The organism is Brevundimonas sp. GCM10030266 (assembly GCF_042666595.1).
Lineage (GTDB): Bacteria > Pseudomonadota > Alphaproteobacteria > Caulobacterales > Caulobacteraceae > Brevundimonas.
Genome location: NZ_JBHTCY010000001.1, coordinates 62,542 through 86,407, shown reverse-complemented (window position 1 = coordinate 86,407; position 23,866 = coordinate 62,542). Strand labels below are relative to the sequence as shown.

Here is a 23,866-nt window from a genome sequence, read left to right as displayed (position 1 = left end):
ACTCGCCACTCGCCACTTGAGCCTCAGCGAACCCCCAGTTCGTCCACCAGCCGCTGCATACCGTAGACATCGCGCAGGGCCGTGGTCACCGCGCCGGTGGTCACGATCACCGAGCGGTTGACGTTGCGGTCGTAGCCATAGGCGTTGCGCTGGGTCAGGACGGTGGAGTCGAAATTCGCCCCCACGATCTCGCCCGCCGCCGTCACGACCGGCGAGCCCGACGAGCCGCCGATGGTGTCGGACGACACCGCCATGTTCAGCACGGTCGAGCCGTCGATGCGGTCGCGCGCGGCCAGAAGCTTCGGCGCGACATCGAACGGCGCGGCGCCCGTCGCGCGGTCCCACAGGCCGCTGAAGGTGGTGAAGGCGCCGAAGCGCTGGCCCGGCACGTCCGTGCCCTCGATCTTGCCGTAGGTCAGGCGAAGGGTGCTGGTCGCGTCCGGATAGACGGTGTCGCCATAGGCCTGGAAGCGCAGGGCGGCGAGGCGTTCCGAGGCGCGGTCGGTCGGGGCCTGAACCTGCTCTTCCCAGGCGGCGCGGACCGCGCGGGTCGGCTCCTGGATGCGCAGCAGATACTGGATCAGCGGATCATCCGAAGCCTCGATGGCCGCCAGACCGCCTTCCCACAGGGCGCGGCGCACCGCCGGATCGGCGAGCGTCGTGCCCTCGATCAGGCGCGCCGACAGGCCTTCCGGCGATTCCTGACCCAGCAGGGCGCGGGTGTTGGCGTTGTCGACCGTCAGCCACTCGCGGGTCTTGGACAGCCACCATTCCATGCGGACCTGCTCCAGACCCGGATAGACGGGGCGCTCGGCGAACAGACCGCTCTGCACGCCGGCCAGACGGCTGTCGGCGAACTCGGGCAGACGCTCGGCCGATGGCTTCTCCCGCTCCTGCGCGCCGCGCACCAGCGTCCGCGCCCAGAGGAACAGTTGCGAGCCGCCCGCCACCGGCGTGGTGCCGATGCCGGTGGTGCCTTCCAGCAGGGCGTAGGCCGGATAGCTTTCGCGCAGGATCGGCTGCACGCCGGTCAGGGTCGTCCAGGGATTGTCGGCGCCGACGCCGGCCTCGGCGCGACCGCGGAAGTCGGCTTCCTGCTCGGCCTTCATGGCCATGAAGCTGGCGTCGGTCAGGGCGCGCATCCGGCCCAGCCCGCGCTTGTAGGTGTTCTCGATCGAGACGATCGGGTCCATCGCCTCAAAGGCCTGACGCTCGCCCTCTTCCGAGTAGCGGATCAGGCGGCCGCGCAGTTCGGACGCGATCAACTGGTCCATCGGCAGGACCACATCACGCACGCTGAACAGCTGGTCCTGGGTCAGCAGGCGCTGGGTCGCGCCCGGGCTGCCGGTGACGAAAACCGGCGTGCCCTCGACCGGCTGGTCGGCGTTCCATTTGAAGTGGGTCGGCGTCTCCACCGGGGCGCCGTTCTCGTACAGGCGGATGAAGGCCGCATCGATGGCGAAGCGCGGGAAGGAGAAGTTGTCCAGATCGCCGCCGAAGGTCGCCGCGCGATCTTCGGGCGCCCAGGCCAGACGGACGTCGGAATAGCGCTTGTAGGTGTACAGCTTGAACTGGCCGCCGCGGTACAGGGTCACGACCTGACAACGCTTGTCCGTCGCCCCGCCGCAGGCCTCCTGCTCGATGCGGCTGGCCTCGGCGTCACGCGCGCGGGTGAAGGCCTGACCCGACAGGCCGGCGCCGGCGGCCTGCATGCGCTCGGTCACGTCGCTGATGTCGGTCAGGATTTCCGCCGTGCCGCCCGGGCATTTCAGCTCCTCCTCGCGGCTGCGCGGGGTGAAGCCGGTCTCGGCGTAGTGGGTCTCCTGCGTCGACAGATTGGCCACGCAGGTGGCGACGCAGTGGTTGTTGGTCATCACCAGCCCGCTGGCCGAGACCAGACCCGCCGAACAGCCGCCGAACTTCACCGACGACAGTCGCACCCGGTCCAGCCAGGCCTGATCGATGTTCGTGCCCAGCGTCTGGTTGGCGCGGGCGATCGGGAAGTTGTCGAAGGTCCACATGCCTTCCTCCGCCTTCGCGGCGGAGCCGGCGGCGAGGGTCAGAACGGCGGCGGCGAGGGCGGGGGTGTAGCGCATGTTCAACTCCAGTCTTCCTTCTCCCCTCGGGGGAGAAGGTGGGCCCGAAGGGCTCGGATGAGGGGGCTCTGACGGCATCCAGAACGGAAAAAGGGGACAGGCGTCAACCTGCCCCCTCATCCGTCTCGCTCCGCGAGCCACCTTCTCCCCCGGGGGAGAAGGGCTTCAGTCTTTACCGGCGGCGACGCTGCGGCTGGTCCACGCCGAGTTCCTGCAGCAGGCGCGGGCTCGGGTAGATGTTGCGCAGGGCCTCGGTGACGGCGGCGGTCGAGACCGACACCGTGCGGTTCAGCTCCGGATCATAGCCGAACGACCCACCCAGCGAGTGGATGTTGCCGTCGAAGGCCGTGCCGATGACTTCACCGTTGGCGTTGATCACGGGCGAGCCCGAGTTGCCGCCGATGATGTCGTTGGTCGAGGTGAAGTCGTAGACCGTCTCCTTGTTCACCCGGGCCTCGTTGTCGATGAAGGCCTGGGCGGCGTTGAACGGCTCCGAACCGGTGGCGCGCTCGTACAGGCCGCCCATGTAGGTGAAGGGCGGCACGGTCACGCCGCGGTAGCTCCAGCCCTGAACCTGGCCGTAGGACAGGCGCAGGCTGAAGGTGGCGTCAGGGTACAGGTTGGTGCCGTAGACCGCGAAGCGGGCCTGGGCGACCTTCTCGGCGGCGCGGGCGGTCGGGGCGTTGACCTCGGCGTTCCAGCGGTCGCCGATGGCCTTGGCGGCGTCATCGTTGGCGGCCACGAAGGCGAACAGCGGATCGGCGGCGATCAGTTGCTCGGTCGTCATGGTCAGGGCCTGGGCGCGGAAGGCCGGGTCGGCCAGCTTGGTGCCCGAGATCAGGCGGTCCGCCAGGGCTTCCGGGCTTTCGCGGCCCAGCAGCGCCTTCACCTGCGGATTGTCGACCGTCAGATACTCACGGGTCTTCGACAGCCAGTAACGGAGGCGGATTTCCTCCATGTCGGTGTAGATCGGCGTCTCGGCAGCGATCGCGGTCGCCATCTGGGTGCGCTGCGCCTCGGTCAGGCTGGTGTTCTTCGACGCGCGCACGATGGCGCGGGCGTAGGCGTACAGCTGCGAGCCGCCGCCGGCCGATTGCTCCAGCTGGCGGAAGGGCAGGTACAGGTCGCGGGCGGTCGACTGCACACGCTCCAGATCGGCCCACGGATCGCCGATGCGCTGGACCAGCGCGGGATCGGCGGCGACGCGGGCGCGCAGTTCGGCTTCTTCCTCACGCTTCTTGGCCATGAAGGCCGGGTCGGTCAGGGCGCCCTGCTGGCCGTAGAAGACCTTGAAGCTGTTCTCGAGACCGAAGATCGGGTCGAACGACACGCGCTTGGCCTCATCGCCGGTCAGCGAGTACTCGAGCAGGCGGCCGCGCAGCTCCGAGGCCTGGATCAGGGTTACCGGCAGCTGCTGGTCACGCAGGCGCTCCAGCTGGCTCATGGTCAGCAGGCGCGAGGTCGAGCCGGGGTTGCCCGAGACGAAGGTCACATCGCCCTCCGCCGGGGCGTTCGGGTTCCAGCGCAGGTGGTTCGGGCCGACGTTGACCGGCTGACCGTTCTCGTAGGCGCGCAGGAAGGCGGCATCGAGCGCGTAGCGCGGGAAGTTGAAGTTGTCGGGGTCGCCACCGAAGAAGGCGGCCTGGTTTTCCGGCGCGAAGACGAGGCGGACGTCGTCGTACTTGCGGAACTTGTACAGGGCGTATTTGCCGCCGCGGTAGAAGCTGATGACCTGGCAGTTGAACTTGGCGTCGCCGGCGCAGGCTTCCTGCTGGATCTTGCTGATCTCGGCCGAACGGGCGGCATTGAAGGCGGCCCCTTCCAGGCCCTCGCCGGCGGCCAGCACGCGGTCGGTGACGTCGACGATCTCGGTCAGGACCTCGGCGGTCTGGCCGGGGCAGCGGCGCTCTTCCTCGCGGGTCGCCGACAGGAAGCCGTTCTTGACCAGATCTTCCTGCGGCGACGACAGCTCCTGGGAACAGCCGACGACGCAGTGCCAGTTGGTCAGGATCAGGCCTTCCGGCGAAACGAAGGAAGCCGAGCAGCCCTGGATGCGGACCGAGGCGTTGCGCACGCGGTCCAGCCACTGCTGGTCGATGCGGGTGCCATAGCGCTGGTTCACCGTCGCGATGGGGAAGTTGTCATAGGTCCACATCCCCTCGTCCGCCTTGGCGGTGTCCGGGGCGCCGATAATGGCCATGGCGCCGCCGACGGCGATGATGGAGGCGGTCGCCTGTACGGCGGACCGCAGCGAGCGGAACAGCATGGGTTTTCTCCGTCAGGTCGATCCCGATCGCCGACCTGTTACAGCATAACTAGCGCCACTCCTCCGCGGTCGTCCACGGATTACCGCACAGGTCTCTGCCTGACCGCCGGTCGCCTTACCCCGATTTAACTTGGCCACAACCGCAGGGATCGTCAGATAGCGGGGAACGTCGGGGAAACGTCACACTCTATGTCGCTTGCACTCTCAACCCTGCTCTACGAGTGGCGCCGCTACATGGCCGCGGTCATGGCGCTGGCCCTTTCGGGCCTGCTCGTGCTGGCCATGACCGGCGTCTTCATCGGCATCGGCAAGGGCTTCACCGCGACCATCGAGCGCTCCAGCGCCGACATCATCATCATGCAGCCCGGGGCCAAGAGCCTGATGAATGGATCGACGGGCGTGCCGCGTCGCTTCATTCCCTTGGCCTATCGCAATCCGGCGGTGGTTGAGGTTCAACCACTGGATCGGGGATGGGGCCAGTTCCAGTCGGTCAAGAACTATGACCCGACCATGTCGCAGGCGGAGCGGGCCCGACAAGGGGCGCCGCGTCAGGAGCAGGTCTCCGTCCAGATCATCGACACCACGCCAGGCGCAGTGACTATTCCTACGGACTACTCACCTGAGTTGGTCGATGCCCTGCGGCAGCCCTTCACCGTCGCCGTTGACGAGACCGCCCTGCCAAAGTTGGGCGTGAAGCTTGGCGAGAAAGCCATGTTCAACGGATCGACAGTGACTGTGGTCGGCATCACCCGCGGTTATCCGAACATGATGCAGGCCTCGGTTGTCATGTCGCGCGACAGTTTGCGGATGCTCGGCCAGACATCCACCGGGCCGCGCGTCGGTCCGCTGATGATCAAGCTGAGCGACCCGTCGCAAGCCGAGCGCGTGGCCGAGGAACTGAACGTCCAGGGCGACGGTCAGTGGAAGGCCTGGACCCGCCAGCAACTGGCCGACGCCAACGCCGGCGCCATGTTTGAGGAAGGCATTCTCGTCATCATCATCGGCGGCTGCGTGGTGCTGGGCACCATCATCGGCGTGGCCATCACATGGCAGACCCTGCGCGGCGCCATCATGGCCAACATCAAGGAGTTCGCCTCCCTGCGCGCGCTGGGCGTCGGCATGGGCAGCCTGCGCCGCATCGTCATGGAGCTCAGCTTCTGGGTCGGCTGTGTCGGCGTGGTCGCGGCGATCTTCCTGACCTGGCTGGTGTCCCTGCTGGCGCTGGCCAATGCGGTGATCATCGCCCTGCCGCCGATGTTGCTGATTATCGTCGGCGGCGGCCTGATCCTGATCGCCATGCTGTCGGGCCTGCTGTCGCTCGGCATCCTCAAGAACAGCCAACCGGCGGACCTGCTGCGATGACCGGCCACACCAAGGTTCACGGAAAGCACGGCGATTTCGCGATCGAGGCCAAGGGCCTGATCAAGAGGTTCAAGTCCGGCAAGAGCTATGTCGAGGTGCTCAAGGGCGTGGATTTCGACGCCCGTCACGGCGACCTGACCATGGTCATGGGACCGTCGGGCTCGGGCAAGTCGACCCTGATCGCGGCCCTGTCCGGCCTGCTGCGTCCCGAGAAGGGCCGTGTCGATGCGCTGGACGTCGATGACCTGTGGAGCTTCTCCTCCGGCCAGATCGATAAATTCCGCCTCGACCACTGCGGCTTCATCTTCCAGGGCTTCAACCTGTTCCCGGCCCTGTCGGCCCTGCAGCAGGTCGAGATCGTGCTGAAGTTCCAGGGGTTGTCCAAGGGCGATGCGAAGAAGCGCGCCCAGCTGGCGCTGGAGGAGGTCGGCCTCGGCCACCGCTTGCACCAGCGTCCGACCGCCCTGTCCGGCGGCGAGAAGCAGCGCGTCGCCATCGCCCGCGCCCTGGCCAAGGATCCGCACATCCTCTTCGCCGACGAACCGACCTCGGCGCTGGACGGCGAGAACGGTCAGGTGGTCATCCGCCTGCTGCGTCGCGCCGCCACCGAACACGGCGCCGCGGTCATCTGCGTGACCCACGATCCCCGCCTCGAGGCCTGGGCCGACCGGGTCATCCACATCGAGGACGGCGTCATTATCAGCGACGAACGCCGCACCCCCAATCCTGACGCCGCCCTGGCGTCGCACTGAACGCCCTTTCCGGACCGAGAATTTCGATGCGCATCCTCAAGAACAAATGGCTCTGGATCGGCCTGGTCGCGATCGCCCTGGTCGTCGCCGTATTCTTGTTCCTGCAGGGACAGGCGGCCGCCAAGAAGGCCGCCGACGAGAAGGCCGACGCCGAGAAGGTCGAGAGCCCCTATGCGGCCATCGCCAACGGCAAGATCGATATCGAGGGCGGCATTATCCAGATCGCGGCCCGTCGCGGCGGCGTCGTCCGTGAGGTGCTGGTGCAGGAAGGCGACCGTGTCGTCGCCGGCCAGATCCTGGCCCGTCAGGAGGACGATGAGCCTCGCCTGTCGCTGCAGACTGCCAACGCCGATCTGGCCGCGGCCGAAAGCCAGCTGCGCCTGATCCAGGTCGACATCCGCACCGCCCAGCGCGAGTACGAGCGTCTGGAAGGTCTGGTCGCCACCAACTTCGTCGCCGCCCAGCGCATGGATCAGGCCCGCGACGCCATCGCCCAGGCCCAGGCCCGTCTCGGCTCCCAGCAGGCCGCTGTCCAGACCGCCCGCGCCCGCCGCGACCAGGCCGCCTATAACGTCGAACTGACCATCATCCGCTCGCCGGCCGACGGCCGCATCGTGCGCCGCTACGCCAATCCGGGCGCGGGCGCCTCGACCCTGAACGTGTCGAACATGTTCGACCTCGAGCCCGACGCCCCGCGCATCGCCCGTGCCGAGATCGTCGAGAGCGACATCCCGAACATCCGCGACGGCCAGGCCGTCGAGATCACCCCCGAAGGCGATCCGTCCAAGGTCTATATCGGAGCGGTCATGCGCCGCGCCGCCGTCTTCGGCGCCCGCAAGCTGGCGTCGGACGATCCCTCGCAACGCTCGGACGAGCGGGTCGTCGAGGTGGTGGTCTCCGCCGGCGACGCGCCCCTGCTGATCGGCCAGCGCGTGCTGGTCAAGTTCATGAAGCCCGGCCAGACCGCCGGCGCCCCGCGCACCGTCAGCACCGGCGTCCCCGCCAACCGGTCGATGCAGGCTCCCGCCCGCCAGGGGTGATCGAGAAAACGGATCAGGCGTGGGTCGCGCGCGCCTGATCCTTCAGCCAGCGGATCAGGGTCCGCTCGGCGCTGTCCGGCTCGCCGCCGTTGCGGATCAGCGCCAGCGCGCCGTCGCTCTGGATGAAGCCGAAGGGCGCGACCAGTCGCCCGGCGCCCACATCGTCCGCCACGATCATCCACGGCAGCACCGCCGCGCCCAGGCCTGCGAGGGCGGCGTCCAGCACCACATGCTGATGCGGCAGCACCCGGTTGCGACCGCCGGGCGGCGCATGGCCGCTGAGCGCGCTCCACTCCGTCCAGGCGATCTCGCGCGTCCGGGTGGTCAACCGGGCCGCCGTCGCCAGCGAGTCTGACAGGTCGGGCGCGCAGACCAGCCCGATCCGGTTCTCCGCCAGCACCTCCAGCCCCGGCGTGTCGCGCATCGCGCCGTCGACATGCCGCAGCGCCAGATCGGCGCCGCGCTGGCGCAGGGCGCGGTTCTCCAGTTCGGTCACATGCAGCACGATTTCCGGATGGCGCGTCTCCAGATCGGCCAGCCGGGGCACCAGCCATTTGACCGCCAGACTGGGGTGCACGGCCAGCCGCAGTTCGCGCCGCTCCCGCACCCGCCCCACCGCGGCGGCCAGCGCATCGAACCCCTCGGTCAGCCCGGCCAACAGGGTCCGCCCCCGTTCCGTCAGGCGCAGCTGATGCTTCGGCCCCTCGAACAGGCGCACGCCCAGCGCCGCCTCCAGCGCCTTCACCTGTCGGCTGACCGCGCTGTGGGTGACGTTCAGCTCCTGCGCCGCGCGGGTGGCGCTGCCGGTGCGCCCCATCGCCTCGAACGCCCGCAGACCGTTCAGCGACGGCAGGCCGGTCCGGGGTGTGAGGTTTTCGAACATGCTTCAGCAGATATGTCGCTTTCACCGGACGGGCAATCCCGCGATCCAGCGCCATGTCCCTCCGCGCCTACTTCGTCGTTCCCGTTCTCGGCCTCGGCCAGATGGTCGCCTTCGCCTCCAGCTACTATCTGCTGGGTGTGCTGGGAGAGCCGATGGCGCGCAGTTTCGACCTGCCGCCCGCCGCTGTCTTCACCGCCCTGTCCGTCGCCTTCCTGATCTCGGCGGTGCTCACCCCGTTTGGCGGGCGCTGGATCGAGAGGCGGGGCGGGCGGCGTGTGCTCGGCGCGGCGCATGTCGCCTTTACCGGCGCGCTGCTGCTCATGGGGCTGGCGCCTTCAGCCCTGGTCCTGCTGATCGGCGTGGCCCTGCTGGGGCTCGGCATGTCCATCGGCATGTACGGCACGGCCTTCGCCCTGCTGGTCCAGATCCACGGCGCGGCGGCCCGGCGGTCGATCACCGCCGTGTCCCTGCTGGGCGCGCTCGGCGGCGGGCTGGGGTGGCCGATCAGCCGGTCGGTGATCGAAGCCGCCGACTGGCGCGCGGCCTGTCTGGTCTGGGCGGCGGCTCACCTGCTGGTCTGTCTGCCGCTGACAGCCCTGCTCCTGCCCGGCTATCGGGCATCGCCTTCCAGTTCGAAGGCGGCCCCGTCGCAGCCGATCCTGTGGGACCGCCGGATGGTCCAGATCGCGGGCGTCTTCGCCGGGGGCTGGATGGTCTCGACCGCCATGGGGGCTCATCTGCCGCGCTTGCTCGGCGATCTGGGTCTCAGCCCGGTCCATGCGGCCTGGGCGGCAGGACTGACGGCGGCCAGCGCGGTCGCCGCGCGCCTGTTCGACCTGCTGGTCCTGCATCGCTCGCATCCGGTGCTGACCGTTCGCGTCGCGGCCCTGTTCCATCCGATGGGCGCGGCGCTCGCCGTTCTCGGCGGCGCGCGTCTGGCGCCCCTGCTGGCGGTAGGGCAGGGGCTCGGCAACGGCCTGCTGTCCGTGGCCTCGGGCGTGCTGCCGCTGCACGTCTTCGGGCCGGAGCGCTACGCCGTGCGGCAGGCGCTGGTGCTGACCCCCGCCCGCTATCTGCAGGCCGTCGCGCCAGCGGCCTATGCGCTGGCGATCGGGGTGTCTCCCCTCGTGGCGCTCGCCCTGTCCAGCCTGATCTGTCTGGGCGTCTTCGCCCTGACCTTGGGCCTGCGCCCGGTCAGCGCCCCCTGAACTCCGGCGTCCGCTTCTCCAGCACGGCGGCCACGCCCTCGGCATGGTCCTCGGTCAGGTGGGCGAGGGCCTGCATGGCGGCGGTCATTTCCAGGATCTGGTCGAAGGTGGCGTCGCGGCCCTGACGCAACAGGGCCTTGGTCATGCGCAGCGCATGCGGTGCCTGGGCGGCGATCTCGCCCGCCGTCTTCATCGCCTCCTCCATCAGGGCGTCGGCCGGGACCACCCGGTTGACCAGCCCCCACTCCAGCGCCGTGCGCGCGTCCACCGTGCGGCCGGTGAACAGCATCTCGGCGGCCCGGGCATAGCCGACGTTGCGCGGCAGCAGCCAAGCCCCGCCATCGCCCGGTAGTATGCCCAGCCGCAGGAAGGGCGCGCCGAACGTGGCCTGTTCGGAGGCGATGCGGATGTCGGCCAGTCCGGCGATGTCGCCGCCCAGCCCCATCGCCGGCCCGTTCACCGCCGTCACCAGCGGAACCTCCAGCCCGTAGAGGGCGCGCACGATCAGCTGAACCTCGCGGCGGTAGCCTTCGCGAATGTCCGCGCCGGCGCCGGCGAAGGCGCCCGCCCTGTCGCGCATGGCCTTCAGGTCGCCGCCCGCCGAAAAGGCGCGCCCGGCCCCGGTCAGGACCACGCAGCGCACCGCGCGGTCGGCGTTCACCGCCTCGCAGGCGCGGGCGAAGGCGGCGCCGTCGCCGGGATCGGGCAGGGCGTTCAGCCGGTCCGCGCGGTCCAGCGTCCAGAGCTCGATCGGGCCGCGACGTTCAATGTGGATCAGGGTCATGGAAGGGAGGAGGTTCGAGGTTCGAGGTTCGAGGGGGCGAGGTGATCTCAACTCTCTTCTGGCCCGCGCCCGCCCAAGGCGCAAACCTGCCACTCGCCATTCGCTCAAGCAGCGAGCGACCGCGTCGCGAGCGGTAGCGCCCTTCTGGCAAGCAAAAACCCCGGACCTTGCGGCCCGGGGTTCTGTGTTCTTCGAATCCGGGTCTCGCCTTACCGGCGCGCCCTGTCGATCTTGATCGGCACGAAGTTGGAGGGGTGGCTGATCACGCGATCGCCCGCTCCATTGGTGTTCTTCGTGTTCACCAGCATGCCGCCCCAGAGCGCAAAGCTCATCATGGCGTGCTGAAGGTTACGGTCCTTATCGTTCATCTGTGATGTCTCCTTTCGTTGAACGATGAAAAGAGACACGTCGTGCTGATCGGGGGTCTCACCGTCATAGTCGTTTCGCGTCATGATCCATGTAGCGTAGCTTGATGCGAATTGCAATCCTTTTTACTCCGGTAGCGGACCATATTTTATCCAGATGTCATCAACCGCTTCTGACGCCGCCCGACAACCTCCGCGACCGGTCGTGACGCCGTGCGTCAAGGTCTGCATCGTTGATGGTCCGACGGGGCTCTGCCTCGGCTGCTACCGCACCTTGCAGGAGATCGGCGGCTGGAGCGCCCTGTCCGACGACCGGCGCGCGGAGATCATGACCGAGCTGCCGTCGCGGCGCTCCCGCATCGACCCGGCGAAGCTGGGGCCGGCCTGACGCCGCGGATTCAGATTTCGTCCACCATCCTCCTTCACCGCATCCCAATCGGCCCTGTGCGACAGAAAACGGACGCCGCAGGACGCGGTGGCTGTCGCGGATGCGTGTGTCGATGCGTTTCAACCTGTCTTCGCTCGGTGTCGTCGGGCTCGCCGTCGCCTCGTCCCTGACCGTCCTGTGGTGGATGGATCAGGCCGGGCTGCGAAGCGAGGCGCGCGCCGCCGAGACCGTCGCGATCAGCGCGCCCGCCACGGGTGGTCCCGCCCGGGTGCTCAAGGCGTCCGACGGCCACTACTGGGCCGATGTCCGGATTCATGGTCGCACCATCCGCGCCATGGTCGACACCGGCGCCAGCGTCATGGTCCTGACGAAGGAAGACGCGGTCCGGCTAGGCCTGGGGCTGACGCCCGAGAATTTCGACGCCCGGCTGGTGACGGCGTCCGGCCCCGTTCGCGCCGCGCCCGTGCAGTTGCAGTCTGTCTCGGTGTCCGGCGCGCAGGTCGAGGCGGTGGAGGCTCTGGTGGTCGCCGAAGGCCTGCCCCACTCCCTGCTGGGCATGAGCTACCTTGGTCGCCTGTCCGGTTTCACCGCGACCCCGGCGGCGCTGACGCTGAATCCGTAGAAGGCAATAGGCAGTAGGACGATCGCGTCCTCCGCCAGCCGTCTGCGACCCTACTGCCCGCTCCCTCACAACGCCTTCACCACCACCGACAGCGCCGTGCCGATCATGTACAGGGCGAAAACCCGGCGCAGGACGCGCTTGTCCAGCCGGTGCGCCAGCTTGGCGCCCCAGGGCGCGACGGCGGTGGTCAGCACGCCCATGATGATGGCGGCCGGGATGTTGATGTAGCCGATCGAGAACGGCGGCCGTCCGGCGGCGTCCCAGCCGAACACCAGAAAGCCCAGCGCCGCCGCCCCGCCGATGGCCACGCCGAAGCCCGAGGCCGTCGCCACCGCCTGATGGATCGGCCGTCCGCACAGGGTCATCACCAGTCCGCCGAAGCTGCCGCCGCCGATCCCCATCATGGCCGACAGTCCGCCGATCACCGACCCGACGACCCGACGCATCCATCCTGTCGGCAGATCTTTCGCCAGGGTGAAGCGCTCCGGCAGCAGGCCGAGCTGCAGACCGATCAGGGCCAGACAGACACCATAGACGATCGCCAGTCCTTCCATCGAGGCCACGCCGGCGATGGCCGCGCCGATCAGTCCGCCGATCCCGACCCAGGGCGTCCAGCTTTTCAGCACCGCCTCATCAACCGCGCCGTGGCTGCGGTGGGCTTTCAGCGACCGCAACGAGGTCGCCACGATGGTCGCCAGCGAGGTGCCCACCGCGACGTGAAGATTGCTCTCGCCTCCGACGCCCAGCACCTCGAAGGCATAGAACAGCACAGGCACGATCACCGTGCCCCCGCCGACGCCGAATAGCCCCGCCACCAAGCCTCCGGCCAAGCCCGCCGCGACCAGCGCAGCCAGCAGGATCAGGATTTCGGACAGGGGGAGGGCGGTCATGGGGAGGGGGTGTAGCGGCTCGGGCGGGGAAAGGCAGCAGGCAGATAGGCAGTAGGCAATAGGGAGGCTGCGCTCTTCGCCAACGCGTGCGATCCTTCTGCTTCTGCCTTCAGTCCGCCAGCCAGAACAGATCCTCGACCTTCACATCCAGCGCCCGCGCGAGGCTGAGCGCCAGGATGGTGGAGGGGGTGAAGACCCCGTTCTCGACGGTGTTGATGGTCTTGCGCGACACCCCGGCCTTCTCGGCCAGCTCCGCCTGCGTCAGGCCCGCCGCCTGTCGAACTTCTTTGAGGCGAGAGCCGAGGCGAGCCTCAGTCATCGGCGCCCATCTCCCGCTCCGCCCGGCGGTGCAGTTGCGCGAAACGCAGCGCCGCCGTCGTCGCCGCGACCCACAGGACCAGCGGCATCGCGATGACGGCCGCGTCCGCGTTCCAGAGCCCCAGCAGATAGGCTCCCGCGATTCCGACCAGCAGCACCCAGAAGGCGCAGGTGATGGCGCTGGCGCGATACGCTCGGGTCAGTTCGTCATCGAGCAGGCGCTTCATCTTCCGGTAGCCGCCGTCCCACCCCATCAGCATCAGGGGAATGATCAGCAGGTGCACCACGGCCACCCCGGCCAGGAGGACCCCGCTCAAGCTCGTGTCCTCGCCGCTCAGCCACTCCTCTGCGCGGATCATGGCGACCAGTGTCAGGCCCAGCGTTCCGGCCGGAAGGACGGCCAGGGCGCCGACCCAATGGCGTTGCACGCGGTCGCGATAGCTGCCCTCGCCGTCGCGAACCTGTTCGGCCAGGTCGCGACGGAAGGCGAACAGTCCGCCCAGCCCGATGAAGATCATGGCGATGCCTGCGAAGGTTGTCACAGCCAGCAGCGTCAGCTGGTCAGGCGCGGCATTGTCTCTGAGGTACATCGAGGTGGCGGCGATCAGCACGCCCAGCACCAGCAGGATCGCTGCGATGTTGAACCGGAGTGCCCGCTGTCTTTCGATCTCCGCTGCGCTTCTCGTCCGCATGGCCCTGCCTCTCGTGTCACCTACGGGTTACATGTCACCTGTGGGTTACATGAGTCAAGCGGTCAGAGCAGCAGGGCGCCTTCGTGTCTCAGCAGCCAGGTCTTGCGCTCCAGCCCGCCGCCGAAGCCGACCATGGCGCCGTCCGCTCCGACGACGCGGTGGCAGGGCAGGACCACGGCGATCGGATTGCGGTTCAGGGCCACGCCCGCCGCCTGCGCCGCGCCCGGTTCGCCCGCGCGTCTGGCCATCTCGCCGTAGCTGATGGTCTGGCCCGCCGGGATCTCCGCCAGCGCCCGCCAGACCCGCGCTTGGAAGCCCTCGGCGGCCACGGCGCCCTCCAGCGACCAGGGGACGCGGTGCAGCGCCGCCTGATCGCCGCCGAAATAGGCTTCCAGCCCCGTCCGCAACGCCTCCGGCGTCCCGCCCTCGACCAGCATCGCGCCCGGATACTCGCGCCGCATGCAGCGCTCCAGCCCCTCGCCGAACGACACCCCGCGCAGCCGCCCCTCCGCATCGCAGGCGAGCGCCAGCGGGCCGACGGGGGAGGGCAGGGTGGAGACGGTCAGGATCATCCCCGCATCCTGCCCCGACTTCGCGCGAAAGGCTCGCGGCTTTCGGACCTTCACCCCGACGGCGTAAGGCAACCATCCTCCGGCGCCGTCGTTCTCCCGACCCGAACAACGGTCGGAGATGACCCGATGCCTTCCGCCAAACATCTTTCCGCTATCGCCGCCGGCGCCGTCGTGCTGGCCGCCGCCCCGCTGGCCATGGCCCAGACGCCCTACGGCTCCACCCAACAGCAGCCGCAGTCGACCCAGCAGCAGGACGCCTTCGGCGCCATCCTCGGCGCCCTGTTCGGCGACCGGCTGGGCGTCTCGACCTCGCTGGAATCCGAATGGAGCCGCGGTCGTCGGCCCCTGTCCAACCAGAGCGCCCAGTTCCAGACCCGGCTCGACACCGACGTCCGCTCGGGCCGCCTGTCCAGCAGCGAGGCCAACCGCCTGCGCAATGAATACCAGGATCTCGTCGATCTCGAGGCCCGCTACACCGCTGACGGCCGCGTCACGACGCAGGAGCGCGCCGATCTGGTCGCCCAGTACCGTGAGTTTTCCCAGCGCGTTGAAGCCGGCGGCTCGGACTATTCCTCGGGCCGCAGCAGCGTCGCCGATGGTCGCCGCGACTTCGAGGCCCGCGTCGACGCCGCCGTCAGCGCCCGCCGCCTGACCCGCACCCAGGGCACCCGGCTGAAGACCGACTATCAGGATCTGATCCGGGTCGAGGCCAACTACCTGCGCGACGGCCGCCTGACCTCCACCGAGCGCGACGATCTCGACAGCCGCCTCGACGCCCTGGACGCCCGTGTCGGAGACGGCCCCGGCGGCGGCAACAGCGGCTATCTCGACAACCGCACCCGCCTGACCAACGTCGAGCGCGCCCTGTCGTCCTCGGGCCTCAGCAGCTCCGTTCAGGCCCAGATCCGCGTCGAACTCGGCGACCTGACCCGTCTGGAGGCCGCCTACAGCCGCATCCAGCCGTCGTCGGATGACCGCACCTATCTGGAGCGCCGGATCAGCGATCTGGAGACCCGCGCCCGCATCCGCCGATAAGCCTCGCGCTGCTGCCAACCTGCTGTCAGCAGGCGAACCTCGAAGGGGCGTGCGTCACTGGCGCGCGCCCCTTCCGCTGACTAGATTGCGTTCATGGCCCGTTCCACCCGTCCGACCCCGCAAGGCACGCCCAAGCCTGTCCACTCTCCGGGCATGCAGGAGGCGCAGGCCCCCTTCATCCAGGACGGTCCCGTCGGCGCGGGCGGCTCGCGCATGCCCATGTTCGCGCCTGTCTCCGGCCCCCGCCTGACGCCCGAGGAAGCGCCCGGCAAGCCCGCCGACTGGGTCCCGCACCGCCCGGACCGGCCCGGCGACAAGAAGCGCGTCCCCTTCCGGCTGGAGACGAAATACACCCCCGCCGGCGACCAGCCCGCCGCCATCGCCGAACTGGTCGAACAGGCGGAGGAGGGCGACCGCGATCAGGTGCTGCTGGGCGTCACCGGCTCGGGCAAGACCTTCACCATGGCCAAGGTCATCGAACAGACCCAGCGCCCGGCCCTGATCCTCGCCCACAACAAGACCCTCGCGGCCCAGCTCTATTCCGAGTTCAAGAGCTTCTTCCCGGACAATGCGGTCGAGTATTTCGTCTCGTACTACGACTACTACCAGCCGGAAGCTTATGTTCCGAAATCAGATACTTACATCGAAAAAGACTCGTCCATAAACGAGCAGATCGACCGGATGCGCCACTCGGCGACGCGGGCGATCCTGGAGCGGGACGACGTCATCGTCGTCGCCTCGGTCAGCTGCATCTACGGCATCGGCTCGGTCGAGACCTATACGGCCATGACCTTTACCCTGAAGGTCGGGGACCAGATCGACGAGGCCAAGCTGCGGGCTGACCTGATTGCGCTGCAGTACAAGCGCAACGACCTGCATTTCGAGCGCGGCATGTTCCGCAAGCGGGGCGACACCCTCGAGATCTTCCCCGTCCACATGGAGGACCGCGCCTGGCGCATCCAGCTGTTCGGGGACGAGCTGGAATCCATCCAGGAGTTCGACCCCCTGACCGGCAAGAAGACCGCTGACCTCGAAGAGATCACCGTCTACGCCGCCAGCCACTACGTCACCCCGCGCCCGTCGCTGAACCAGGCCATGACCGGCATCAAGGCCGAGCTGAAGGAGACGCTCGACTGGATGGTCGAGAACGGCAAGCTGCTGGAGGCCCAGCGTCTCGAACAGCGCGTGCGCTTCGATCTGGAGATGATGGAGGCCACCGGCTCCTGCGCCGGCATCGAGAACTACAGCCGCTGGCTGACCGGCCGCGCCCCCGGCGAGCCGCCGCCCACCTTCTTCGAATACATCCCCGACAACGCCCTGCTGTTCGTGGACGAGAGCCACGTCACCATCGGCCAGATCGGCGCCATGTACCGCGGCGACTACCGCCGCAAATCGACCCTGGCCGAGTACGGCTTCCGCCTGCCCTCCTGCATCGACAACCGCCCGCTGAAGTTCGACGAATGGGACGCCATGCGGCCCCAGACCGTCCACGTCAGCGCCACCCCCGGCCAGTGGGAGCTGGCCCAGACCGGCGGCGTCTTCACCGAACAGGTCATCCGCCCCACCGGCCTGATCGACCCCCCGGTCGAGATCCGCCCCGTCTCCGGCGCCACCCGCAACCAGGTCGACGACGTCATCGACGAGGTCCGCCAGACCACGGCGAAGGGCTACCGCTCCCTCGTCACCACCCTGACCAAGAAGATGGCCGAGGACCTGACCGAATACATGCATGAGCAGGGCATCCGCGTCCGCTACATGCACTCCGACGTCGACACCCTCGAACGCATCGAGATCCTGCGCGACCTGCGTCTGGGCTCATTCGACGTCCTGATCGGCATCAACCTGCTGCGCGAGGGCCTCGACATTCCCGAGTGCGGTCTGGTCGCCATCCTCGACGCCGACAAGGAGGGCTTCCTGCGCTCCGAAACCAGCCTGATCCAGACCATCGGCCGCGCCGCCCGGAACGTGGACGGCCGCGTCATCCTCTACGCCGACCGCATGACCGGCTCGATGGAGCGCGCCATCGCCGAGACCAACCGCCGGCGCGAGAAGCAGGAGGCCTACAACGCCGAACACGGCATCACGCCGGAATCGGTCAAGCGCGACATCAAGGAGATCATGGCCTCGCCCTATGAGACCCGCGAGATGGACCGCCTGACCCGCCCGGGCGTGGCCGAGGAGGCCAAACCCTTCATCGGCTCCAACTTCCAGGCCGCCCTCAAGGACCTGGAAGGCCGCATGCGCAACGCCGCCGCCAACCTCGAGTTCGAGGAAGCCGCCCGCCTGCGCGACGAGATCAAGAAGATGAAGCTCCTCGACCTCGAGTTCGCCAACGAAGCCCTGACCGGGGCGGGGGAAGAGGTCGACAAGTCGGCGCCGAAACGCTGGCGGGCCGAGGCTGCGGCGGAGAAGGCGGAGGCGTTCCGGAAGGGGCGGTGAGGGGGCGGGCTATCACCTCAGCGAGCATTCGCTTCTCAACGGCCACCTCCACGTGCATCGTGATGCCGTCGTCAACGATTCGCAGCTACAATGACCAACTCCCCCGCTCAACTGACAGTTCAGCAGATCGCTGCCCGACTGCACGAAATCTTCGATGGTAAAATCGATATGGGCGATGTTTCGTCCAAGTCTGCGGATCATCAAGAACCGTTTTTTCGCACTAGGGGTTACGCAGCGCTTTCGTTGCTCGCGCACACTGGAGTGTCCCCTGAAGATGCTGCAAACTCTATTACGGACGGTGGCGATGACGACGGAATAGACGCCGTATTCGTCGATCAAGCTTCGAAAAGAATCTATTTCGTACAAAGTAAATTTAAACAAAATCCGGCTGGCGGCATTGACCTCGCTGAAGTGACTAGGTTCCGGGACGGCGTGAAGTCCGTTCTAAATTTAGACTGGTCGCCACTTAACGCAAATCTACATAGATTTCAGTCCGATATAGAAAAATCTCTGACGGACATTGAGACGCGTGTCGTTATGATTTTTGCTCATACTAGTGCGGAGCCTCTATCAAAACACATCAACGCGCAGTTGAAGAAATTTATTTCTGATCAGAATAAATACAATCCAGATTTTATTGAATTTATAGAGTTTGATTTATCTCACGGCGCTATTGCTGCGAGGTATCAGGCTCGGCCTGCTAATATAGATGTTTCCGCTCTTCTGTCGCATTGGGGGAAAATTCAGAGTCCATATGAGGCTGTTTATGGAACTATAGCTGCTGATGATCTTGCGGATTGGCACGAGAAGCACGGTAATAAGTTGTTTGCGGAGAACTTGAGGTTCACGATTGAGAAGTCAGAAGTGAACGATTCAATCTTCTCCACTGCTGAATCTGAGCCCAGTCACTTTTGGTATTTCAACAACGGTGTGACTGCGATTTGCGAGACTTTTGCAAAAACCCCAATGGGGGGTGCTCGAACGGAAAGCGGTGTCTTTGAAATCAAACGGATTAGCGTCATCAATGGTGCACAGACCATTGGAACTCTATTGCGTACTCGGAAAGCTGGCGCAGCGCTGGATGATGCGCGAGTGCCGATCCGAATCATTTCTCTAAAGGATACGCCCGAAGATTTCGCCACCAGCGTCACTAACGCCAATAATACGCAAAACGATCTGAACCCGGTAGATTTTGTCGCCGCAGATCCCAACCAAGAACGCCTTCGTAAAGAGGCGGCCCAACAGAGTCTGACATACTCATTTCGACGTGGTGATAGCGAACCTCCTCGTGACCACGGGTTCGATATCCGCGCGGCCACTATCGCGGCTGCTTGTTCGTCAGGCGAACTTCGCTTGGCGGTAGCCTCGAAGAGGTACATCAGCGGCTTGTGGGAGAATCCAAAAAAGGAGCCGTATGTAAAGCTATTCAACGCCTCCACCACAGCTCAAGACCTGTGGCGCAAAGTTAAGATCATGCGCTTGGTTGATGATCATCTCGCGAAGCATGCAGCTAATATGTCAGGCCGTGATCGGTTAGTGGCGGTTCATGGAAACCGTTTCCTTCTGTACTTCGTTTTCGAGAAAATGAGGACAGGGGAGGTGACGTCAGATGCTCAGATTCAGAAGTTGATCGATGAGGCACTCCCAAAGTTGATTTTTGAAATTAACGGACGTTTCTCAGACGCATATCCTGGCAACGTATTCAAAAATCAGGACAAACAACTTGAGCTTCTCGGGGTTATGGCCTGAGCCGCTATTCGAATGATGAGGCAGAAGGGGAGACGCGCGCTCTTTTCCAAAACCTCACTAAACCAGTTCCACCTTCAACCCCCGCCCCACCACTTTCGCGGCGCGGCTGAGCGTTTCCAGCGTCACATTGGCCGCGTCCGGGTCCAGCACCCGGTTCAACTGGGCGCGGCTGGTGTCCATTTCGGCGGCCATGGCGGAGAGGGTCAGGTTGCGGTCCTTCATCGCCTGGCGGAGCTGGAGCGCGATGACGCTCTTGATCGCGCGCAGGGTGACCTCCTCGCGGATGCCCTCTTCGTCGAGGAAGGCGTCCAGGGTGTCGAGGTCCGAGGGATCGCGGAACTTGGGGTCTGTCATGGGCGGCCTCTCTAGAGGCTGCGTTCCTTCATGCGGCGCAGGGCGATGTCGATCTCGGCCTTTGGCGTCTTCTGCGACTTCTTGATGAAGCCGTGAACCACGACCAGCGAGCGGTTCGCCCGGTCATGGAAGAAGATCATCCGCGCCTCGCGACGGTCGGTCAGGGTCGAGCGGACTTCCCAAAGGCCGTCTCCGAGAGAGCGGCAAAGCGGAAGCCCCATCGGAAACCCGAACTGGATCCGTTTGAGGTCGAAGCCAAGGATCGCCCGATCCGGCTTATCGAAGTCGCGCAGCCACTCCTGAATGACGGGATTGCCGGTTGGCGTTCTGTAGAAGTGGACAACGTACATATCCCCCGACCTTTCGGATCGTGTTCATTACCATTCCCCTCGCTCACAGGTTCGACGCTCTCCGACAGAGCAGGAATGATTGTACTATAAAAGATACGAAACGCAACGCGGTGCCCTAGGCTGACTGTAGGTGGCGAAAATCGAACAAATCAAGAACAAATATCTGTCTTCGCCCACCACTCCCGACACCCTCCCTCCCTGCCAAACCCGCCCACCAAACCCTGCCATCTCGCCCCTACGACCAAATTCGACGCACCGGCGTGTCAGACTCCGCGCGTCGGAGGCTGAACATTCGGGGAGGCGACGATGCAGGAAACTTCACGGCGGCGGCGGTTGCCGCGCACACGGTATGTGACGGCCAGTCCGGAGACCTGGGGGCTGATCCGGGGCGCCTATCTGTCGGGGATGTCGGCGCCGGCGGTGGCGGCGCGGTTCGGGGTGTCGGAGACCTCGATCCGGCGGCGCGCCGGGCGCGAGGGCTGGACCAAGGCGGCCTTCGCCGCGCGCGTCACCCCCTGGCTGATCCCGCCGGGGGCGCGGGCCATCGCCCGACAGGCCGGGGTCGGTCCCGGCGTTGAACCCTCATCGCCCGACGCCGTCCCGATGGACCCGGAGGCCGCGCGCGAGGCCGAGGTGCTGGCGCACTGGCGCGCGCCCCTGACCATCCGGCCGCAGGATCTGGCGCGCAAGGCGCTGGCCGGGGCCATGTCGGCGCTGAAGACGGGGGAGGGGCTGAACGCCCTGCGGCTGGCCCGCGCCGCCGCCGAGATCGCCCGGCTGGACGCCATCCTCGACTGGGCGGACGCGGATGTGGCCGACGCCGAGGAGAGCGCCGAGTTCCGCTATCAGCAGATGCAGCTCTTCATCCGCGAACGCGCCCTCAATCTTGCCGAAGACCTGTTCGCCGGGCGCGACCTGCCCGAGCCCTACGCCACCCTCAAGGACGACCTCATCCGCCGCCGCGCGGTGCAGGCCGAGGTGGATAAGGGTCAGGGAGTGTCGGGATGACAGGGTTTCGCGATTTTTCGGTGAGAGGCGCCAACCCTGTCAGGCAAAAGAAAACGCGCGGCCGCGTCGGGTCGAGAAGGCGGAGCCTTCTGATCGCGGCCCAAAAAGAAAGGCGCGGAAGCCGAAGCCTCCGCGCCCGTATTCTTCGACGTGGGTGTCGATCCTTAGAGGATCTTCAGGTCCACGGCCGAGGTCTTGCCGCGCTGGGATTCCAGCTCGTATTCGACCTTGGCGTTCTCATCCAGGCCCGCGAGGCCGGCCTTTTGAACAGCGGTGATGTGGACGAAGACGTCCTGACCGCCGCCATCAGGCTGGATGAAACCGAAACCCTTCGTCGGGTTGAACCACTTGACCGTGCCGGTCGCCATAATGCGTCTCCGTAAACGCGCTTTCCAGGCGGACGCCCCGGCGGGGTCGTCCGTCAGCCCATCTGGACAAGCTCGTTCGGTAGAAGGAGCGCTACGCGGGGATGGAGACCGCGTGAAATCCGGACTGCGGGCGAAGTTCTCACCCGCAAAACAGCGCCGGTCAACAGCAAAGCGATTCACTCGCAAGGCGAACAGGGTAAGCGAAGCTTTACCGTGTCGCTTTCCTTCCCTAACGGCAAAGCCCGCGCGAGGCCCCGTCGACGTGCAGGTGGTCGCGGTGGGCCGCGTTATAGTCCGGGGTCAGAACGGTCGAGAAGACACGGCAGGCCCCGTCCCTGAGACGGCGCAGGAAACGGGCCCTCGGCTCGGCCTCCGGCCCCTGTCCGTTCCAGTCGTTGACGATGGAGACGGTGCGGCCGTCCTCCAGTGTCACGGCGGCGATATCGAGGGCGTTGGCGCGGGCGTGCTCGCTCGGCCGGGCGTCGGCCTGGTCGGAGTTGTAGATGCGGCGACAGGCGTAGGAGCCGTAGTTCTCCACTCGCGCGACAGGGGAGCCGAGGATCTCCTGCGCGGCCGGCTGGAGGACCTGCCGGTCCCAGATGACGTAGCGGACCGCCAGCGGGCACTGCATGACCAGACCGCCCGGAGACAGCGGCGTTATGTCGCCGCCCGTCAGGCGCACGGCGCCCTGGACGACGCAGAAGCCGCCGTCGTCGCGGTCGTCGGCGCGTTCGACCTGCACCCCCGCCTCTCGCAGGGTGCGCATGCAGGCCTCGGTGACGGCGGTCACCTCCTCCGGGGCGGAGGCGCGGGTGACTTCGAAATCGCTGACCTTGGCGGCGGTGGCCTGACCAATCGGGTGGTTCAGGTCCAGCGGCTTCCAGGGCAGGTCCTGGTGCGGGGCGAAGGCGTTGAGCAGGGCGAAGGCCGCGCAGACGCCCAGCGCGGCCTCCCAAAGCAGGTTCCAGAAATCGGCGAAGTCGCGCTTCATGCCGGGACAGGGTTAACCGCCCCGGCGGCGCGGGCAAGGGCCGATCGGCCCTCAGGCGGCGAAGGCGATGGGAACCAGCTTCGCCGACAGGGCCTGACAGGCGGCGCGGCCGCTGGGGCCGTCGTTGGTCAGGACGATGATCGCGCGCTTGCGCTGCGGGGCGGCGGCGACCGTGCAGTGCCACATGGTGTTGGAGCCGTCGTGGCCGATGACCGGGCCGGGCCCGCCGACGCCGCCCCACGGCTGCTCGCGCACGCCCCAGCCGCAGGCATAGGGCGGCGGCGATCCGGCGGGCGGGGTGATCAGGCGCGTCAGGCTGTCGGCGCTGAGCCAGCCGGGGGCGCCGCCCATCACGGCGCTGATGAAGCGGCCGTAGTCGGGCAGGCTCATGTGGGCGGTGCCCGCCGGGCCGAGGGCCAGGGGATTGTCGGCGCCGGGATGCTCGGGCGGGATGGCGGTGCGGGCTTCGCCGATCAGGCGGTGGGCCCAGGGGGCGTCCCGGCCGGGCGGCGGGCCGAAGCCGGCGGTGGCCAGGTTCAGCGGCGTGTAGAGCTCGGCCCGCATGACCTCTTCCCACGGCTGGCCGGTGATCCGCTCGATGGCCGCGCCGACGAGGATGTAGTTGGCGTTGCCATAGGCGAAGGCGCCGCGCGGGCCCGCGGGCGGGGCGGCCAGGACGCGTTCGACGAGGGCGCGGCGCTGCTCGGGCAGGGGGCGGGCGTCGGCGCGCGAGGCGACCAGCCAGTCGCGGTTGATGACCGGCCCGTCCAGCAGGCCGGCGCGGTGGTGCAGGAAATCATCGAGGGTCAGGCCGTCCCAGCCGCTGTCTATCGTCAGGCCGGGGAAGGCCTCGGACAGGGGCATGGCCCAGCGGGCGCGGCCTTGCTCGATCAGCCGGGCCAGCACGGCGGCGGTCATGGCCTTGGTGTTGGAGCCCAGGTGCCAGCGGTCGTCGAGGGTGGCGAGGTCGGGCTCGCCTTGGCGGCGCACGCCGCGCACCCCGGACCAGATCACTCCGTCGGCGCCGAGGATGCCGGCGGCCACGGCGGGCGGGGCGGCGCTGGCGAAGACCTCATCCAGCGCGGCGTCGGCGGCGGGGCGCGGCTGCGGAGTCGGCGTGGGGGTCTGGTCGGGGGTTTGGGCGTGGGACAGGCGGGGCAGGGCGCCCGCGACGGGGACGGCGGCGAGGCCGGTCAGCAGGCGGCGGCGGGAAGCGATCATCCGGGGTCTCCTGTGCGAGGCGTCAGGCTTAGCCGTATCGACGGTCGGCTACACGTTAGAACGCGGAAAGGTTTGGGGCAGGCCCTGAAACACGCCTGCAACATTGCCCTGAT

At 67.2% G+C, this 23,866-nt stretch carries 24 protein-coding genes; 10 read left to right on the top strand and 14 right to left on the bottom strand.

Going from position 1 to position 23,866, the window contains the following annotated elements; genetic code table 11:
* Window positions 1–23: 23 nt before the first annotated feature.
* On the bottom strand, window positions 24–2,096 hold the full coding sequence (locus ACFQQC_RS00555) for a S46 family peptidase (protein WP_376858670.1): 2,073 nt from the start codon (window positions 2,094–2,096) through the stop codon (window positions 24–26).
* A 172-nt stretch (window positions 2,097–2,268) separates the two neighbouring features.
* A complete protein-coding gene (locus tag ACFQQC_RS00550; RefSeq protein ID WP_376858669.1) occupies window positions 2,269–4,362 on the bottom strand; it encodes a S46 family peptidase in 2,094 nt (697 codons plus the stop codon).
* 189 nt (window positions 4,363–4,551) lie between these two features.
* Here ACFQQC_RS00550 and ACFQQC_RS00545 point away from each other — a divergent pair, with 189 nt between their 5' ends.
* The 3 genes from ACFQQC_RS00545 to ACFQQC_RS00535 are packed head-to-tail and all read left to right on the top strand — an operon-like array spanning window position 4,552 to window position 7,516.
* A complete protein-coding gene (locus tag ACFQQC_RS00545) occupies window positions 4,552–5,724 on the top strand; it encodes an ABC transporter permease (RefSeq protein ID WP_376858667.1) in 1,173 nt (390 codons plus the stop codon).
* Window positions 5,721–6,476, top strand: coding sequence for an ABC transporter ATP-binding protein (locus tag ACFQQC_RS00540; RefSeq protein WP_376858665.1), 756 nt, complete (start codon window positions 5,721–5,723; stop codon window positions 6,474–6,476). The genes ACFQQC_RS00545 and ACFQQC_RS00540 overlap by 4 nt, the downstream gene beginning before the upstream one ends.
* Before the next feature lie 26 nt (window positions 6,477–6,502).
* The gene (locus ACFQQC_RS00535; RefSeq protein ID WP_376858663.1) at window positions 6,503–7,516 is read left to right on the top strand and encodes an HlyD family secretion protein; all 1,014 of its coding nucleotides are present in this window, start codon (window positions 6,503–6,505) and stop codon (window positions 7,514–7,516) included.
* A 13-nt stretch (window positions 7,517–7,529) separates the two neighbouring features.
* Here ACFQQC_RS00535 and ACFQQC_RS00530 read toward each other — a convergent pair whose 3' ends face one another.
* Window positions 7,530–8,399: a LysR substrate-binding domain-containing protein gene (locus ACFQQC_RS00530; protein ID WP_376858661.1), complete on the bottom strand. Its 870-nt coding sequence runs from the start codon at window positions 8,397–8,399 to the stop codon at window positions 7,530–7,532.
* A 53-nt stretch (window positions 8,400–8,452) separates the two neighbouring features.
* Between ACFQQC_RS00530 and ACFQQC_RS00525 the strand changes: the two genes are divergently transcribed.
* Complete coding sequence (locus ACFQQC_RS00525; protein ID WP_376858659.1) at window positions 8,453–9,607, top strand: MFS transporter; 1,155 nt, start codon at window positions 8,453–8,455, stop codon at window positions 9,605–9,607.
* On the opposite strand, the gene ACFQQC_RS00520 is transcribed toward ACFQQC_RS00525, so the two are convergent.
* Both ACFQQC_RS00520 and ACFQQC_RS00515 read right to left on the bottom strand, forming a co-directional pair.
* Entirely contained in the window at window positions 9,594–10,391 is a 798-nt protein-coding gene (locus tag ACFQQC_RS00520) for a crotonase/enoyl-CoA hydratase family protein (protein ID WP_376858657.1), read from the bottom strand. The genes ACFQQC_RS00525 and ACFQQC_RS00520 overlap by 14 nt on opposite strands.
* Before the next feature lie 209 nt (window positions 10,392–10,600).
* Window positions 10,601–10,759, bottom strand: a complete 159-nt coding sequence (locus ACFQQC_RS00515) for a hypothetical protein (protein ID WP_376858655.1) — start codon at window positions 10,757–10,759, stop codon at window positions 10,601–10,603.
* A 154-nt stretch (window positions 10,760–10,913) separates the two neighbouring features.
* Here ACFQQC_RS00515 and ACFQQC_RS00510 point away from each other — a divergent pair, with 154 nt between their 5' ends.
* Complete coding sequence (locus ACFQQC_RS00510; protein WP_376858653.1) at window positions 10,914–11,144, top strand: DUF1289 domain-containing protein; 231 nt, start codon at window positions 10,914–10,916, stop codon at window positions 11,142–11,144.
* A gap of 112 nt (window positions 11,145–11,256) precedes the next feature.
* A complete protein-coding gene (locus ACFQQC_RS00505) occupies window positions 11,257–11,766 on the top strand; it encodes a TIGR02281 family clan AA aspartic protease (protein WP_376858651.1) in 510 nt (169 codons plus the stop codon).
* 65 nt (window positions 11,767–11,831) lie between these two features.
* Here ACFQQC_RS00505 and ACFQQC_RS00500 read toward each other — a convergent pair whose 3' ends face one another.
* The 4 genes from ACFQQC_RS00500 to ACFQQC_RS00485 all read right to left on the bottom strand — a co-directional run bounded on the left by ACFQQC_RS00500 (window position 11,832) and on the right by ACFQQC_RS00485 (window position 14,238).
* On the bottom strand, window positions 11,832–12,656 hold the full coding sequence (locus ACFQQC_RS00500; RefSeq protein ID WP_376858649.1) for a sulfite exporter TauE/SafE family protein: 825 nt from the start codon (window positions 12,654–12,656) through the stop codon (window positions 11,832–11,834).
* A 109-nt stretch (window positions 12,657–12,765) separates the two neighbouring features.
* A complete protein-coding gene (locus tag ACFQQC_RS00495) occupies window positions 12,766–12,975 on the bottom strand; it encodes a helix-turn-helix transcriptional regulator (protein WP_376858647.1) in 210 nt (69 codons plus the stop codon).
* Window positions 12,968–13,666, bottom strand: coding sequence for a hypothetical protein (locus ACFQQC_RS00490; RefSeq protein WP_376858645.1), 699 nt, complete (start codon window positions 13,664–13,666; stop codon window positions 12,968–12,970). The genes ACFQQC_RS00495 and ACFQQC_RS00490 overlap by 8 nt, the downstream gene beginning before the upstream one ends.
* A gap of 62 nt (window positions 13,667–13,728) precedes the next feature.
* On the bottom strand, window positions 13,729–14,238 hold the full coding sequence (locus ACFQQC_RS00485; protein ID WP_376858643.1) for a methylated-DNA--[protein]-cysteine S-methyltransferase: 510 nt from the start codon (window positions 14,236–14,238) through the stop codon (window positions 13,729–13,731).
* Between the two features lie 126 nt (window positions 14,239–14,364).
* Here ACFQQC_RS00485 and ACFQQC_RS00480 point away from each other — a divergent pair, with 126 nt between their 5' ends.
* From ACFQQC_RS00480 to ACFQQC_RS00470, 3 genes are all read left to right on the top strand, one after another.
* Window positions 14,365–15,273 carry a hypothetical protein gene (locus ACFQQC_RS00480; protein ID WP_376858641.1) on the top strand — a complete coding sequence of 303 codons (909 nt, stop codon included), beginning with the start codon at window positions 14,365–14,367 and terminating at the stop codon, window positions 15,271–15,273.
* A 93-nt stretch (window positions 15,274–15,366) separates the two neighbouring features.
* On the top strand, window positions 15,367–17,712 hold the full coding sequence (gene uvrB, locus ACFQQC_RS00475) for an excinuclease ABC subunit UvrB (RefSeq protein WP_376858639.1): 2,346 nt from the start codon (window positions 15,367–15,369) through the stop codon (window positions 17,710–17,712).
* Window positions 17,713–17,802: 90 nt separating this feature from the next.
* The gene (locus ACFQQC_RS00470) at window positions 17,803–19,461 is read left to right on the top strand and encodes an AIPR family protein (RefSeq protein WP_376858637.1); all 1,659 of its coding nucleotides are present in this window, start codon (window positions 17,803–17,805) and stop codon (window positions 19,459–19,461) included.
* A gap of 57 nt (window positions 19,462–19,518) precedes the next feature.
* Here ACFQQC_RS00470 and ACFQQC_RS00465 read toward each other — a convergent pair whose 3' ends face one another.
* A complete protein-coding gene (locus ACFQQC_RS00465) occupies window positions 19,519–19,815 on the bottom strand; it encodes a helix-turn-helix domain-containing protein (RefSeq protein ID WP_376858635.1) in 297 nt (98 codons plus the stop codon).
* Window positions 19,816–19,826: 11 nt separating this feature from the next.
* Entirely contained in the window at window positions 19,827–20,165 is a 339-nt protein-coding gene (locus ACFQQC_RS00460; protein ID WP_376858633.1) for a type II toxin-antitoxin system RelE/ParE family toxin, read from the bottom strand.
* A gap of 333 nt (window positions 20,166–20,498) precedes the next feature.
* Between ACFQQC_RS00460 and ACFQQC_RS00455 the strand changes: the two genes are divergently transcribed.
* Complete coding sequence (locus tag ACFQQC_RS00455; RefSeq protein WP_376858631.1) at window positions 20,499–21,173, top strand: hypothetical protein; 675 nt, start codon at window positions 20,499–20,501, stop codon at window positions 21,171–21,173.
* A 164-nt stretch (window positions 21,174–21,337) separates the two neighbouring features.
* On the opposite strand, the gene ACFQQC_RS00450 is transcribed toward ACFQQC_RS00455, so the two are convergent.
* The 3 genes from ACFQQC_RS00450 to ACFQQC_RS00440 all read right to left on the bottom strand — a co-directional run bounded on the left by ACFQQC_RS00450 (window position 21,338) and on the right by ACFQQC_RS00440 (window position 23,753).
* Window positions 21,338–21,541, bottom strand: a complete 204-nt coding sequence (locus tag ACFQQC_RS00450; protein WP_376858629.1) for a cold-shock protein — start codon at window positions 21,539–21,541, stop codon at window positions 21,338–21,340.
* A gap of 229 nt (window positions 21,542–21,770) precedes the next feature.
* Window positions 21,771–22,532 (bottom strand): extensin family protein, encoded by a 762-nt coding sequence (locus ACFQQC_RS00445; RefSeq protein ID WP_376858628.1) that lies wholly within the window; start codon window positions 22,530–22,532, stop codon window positions 21,771–21,773.
* Window positions 22,533–22,583: 51 nt separating this feature from the next.
* Entirely contained in the window at window positions 22,584–23,753 is a 1,170-nt protein-coding gene (locus tag ACFQQC_RS00440; RefSeq protein WP_376858626.1) for a serine hydrolase domain-containing protein, read from the bottom strand.
* Between the last annotated feature and the right edge of the window lie 113 nt (window positions 23,754–23,866).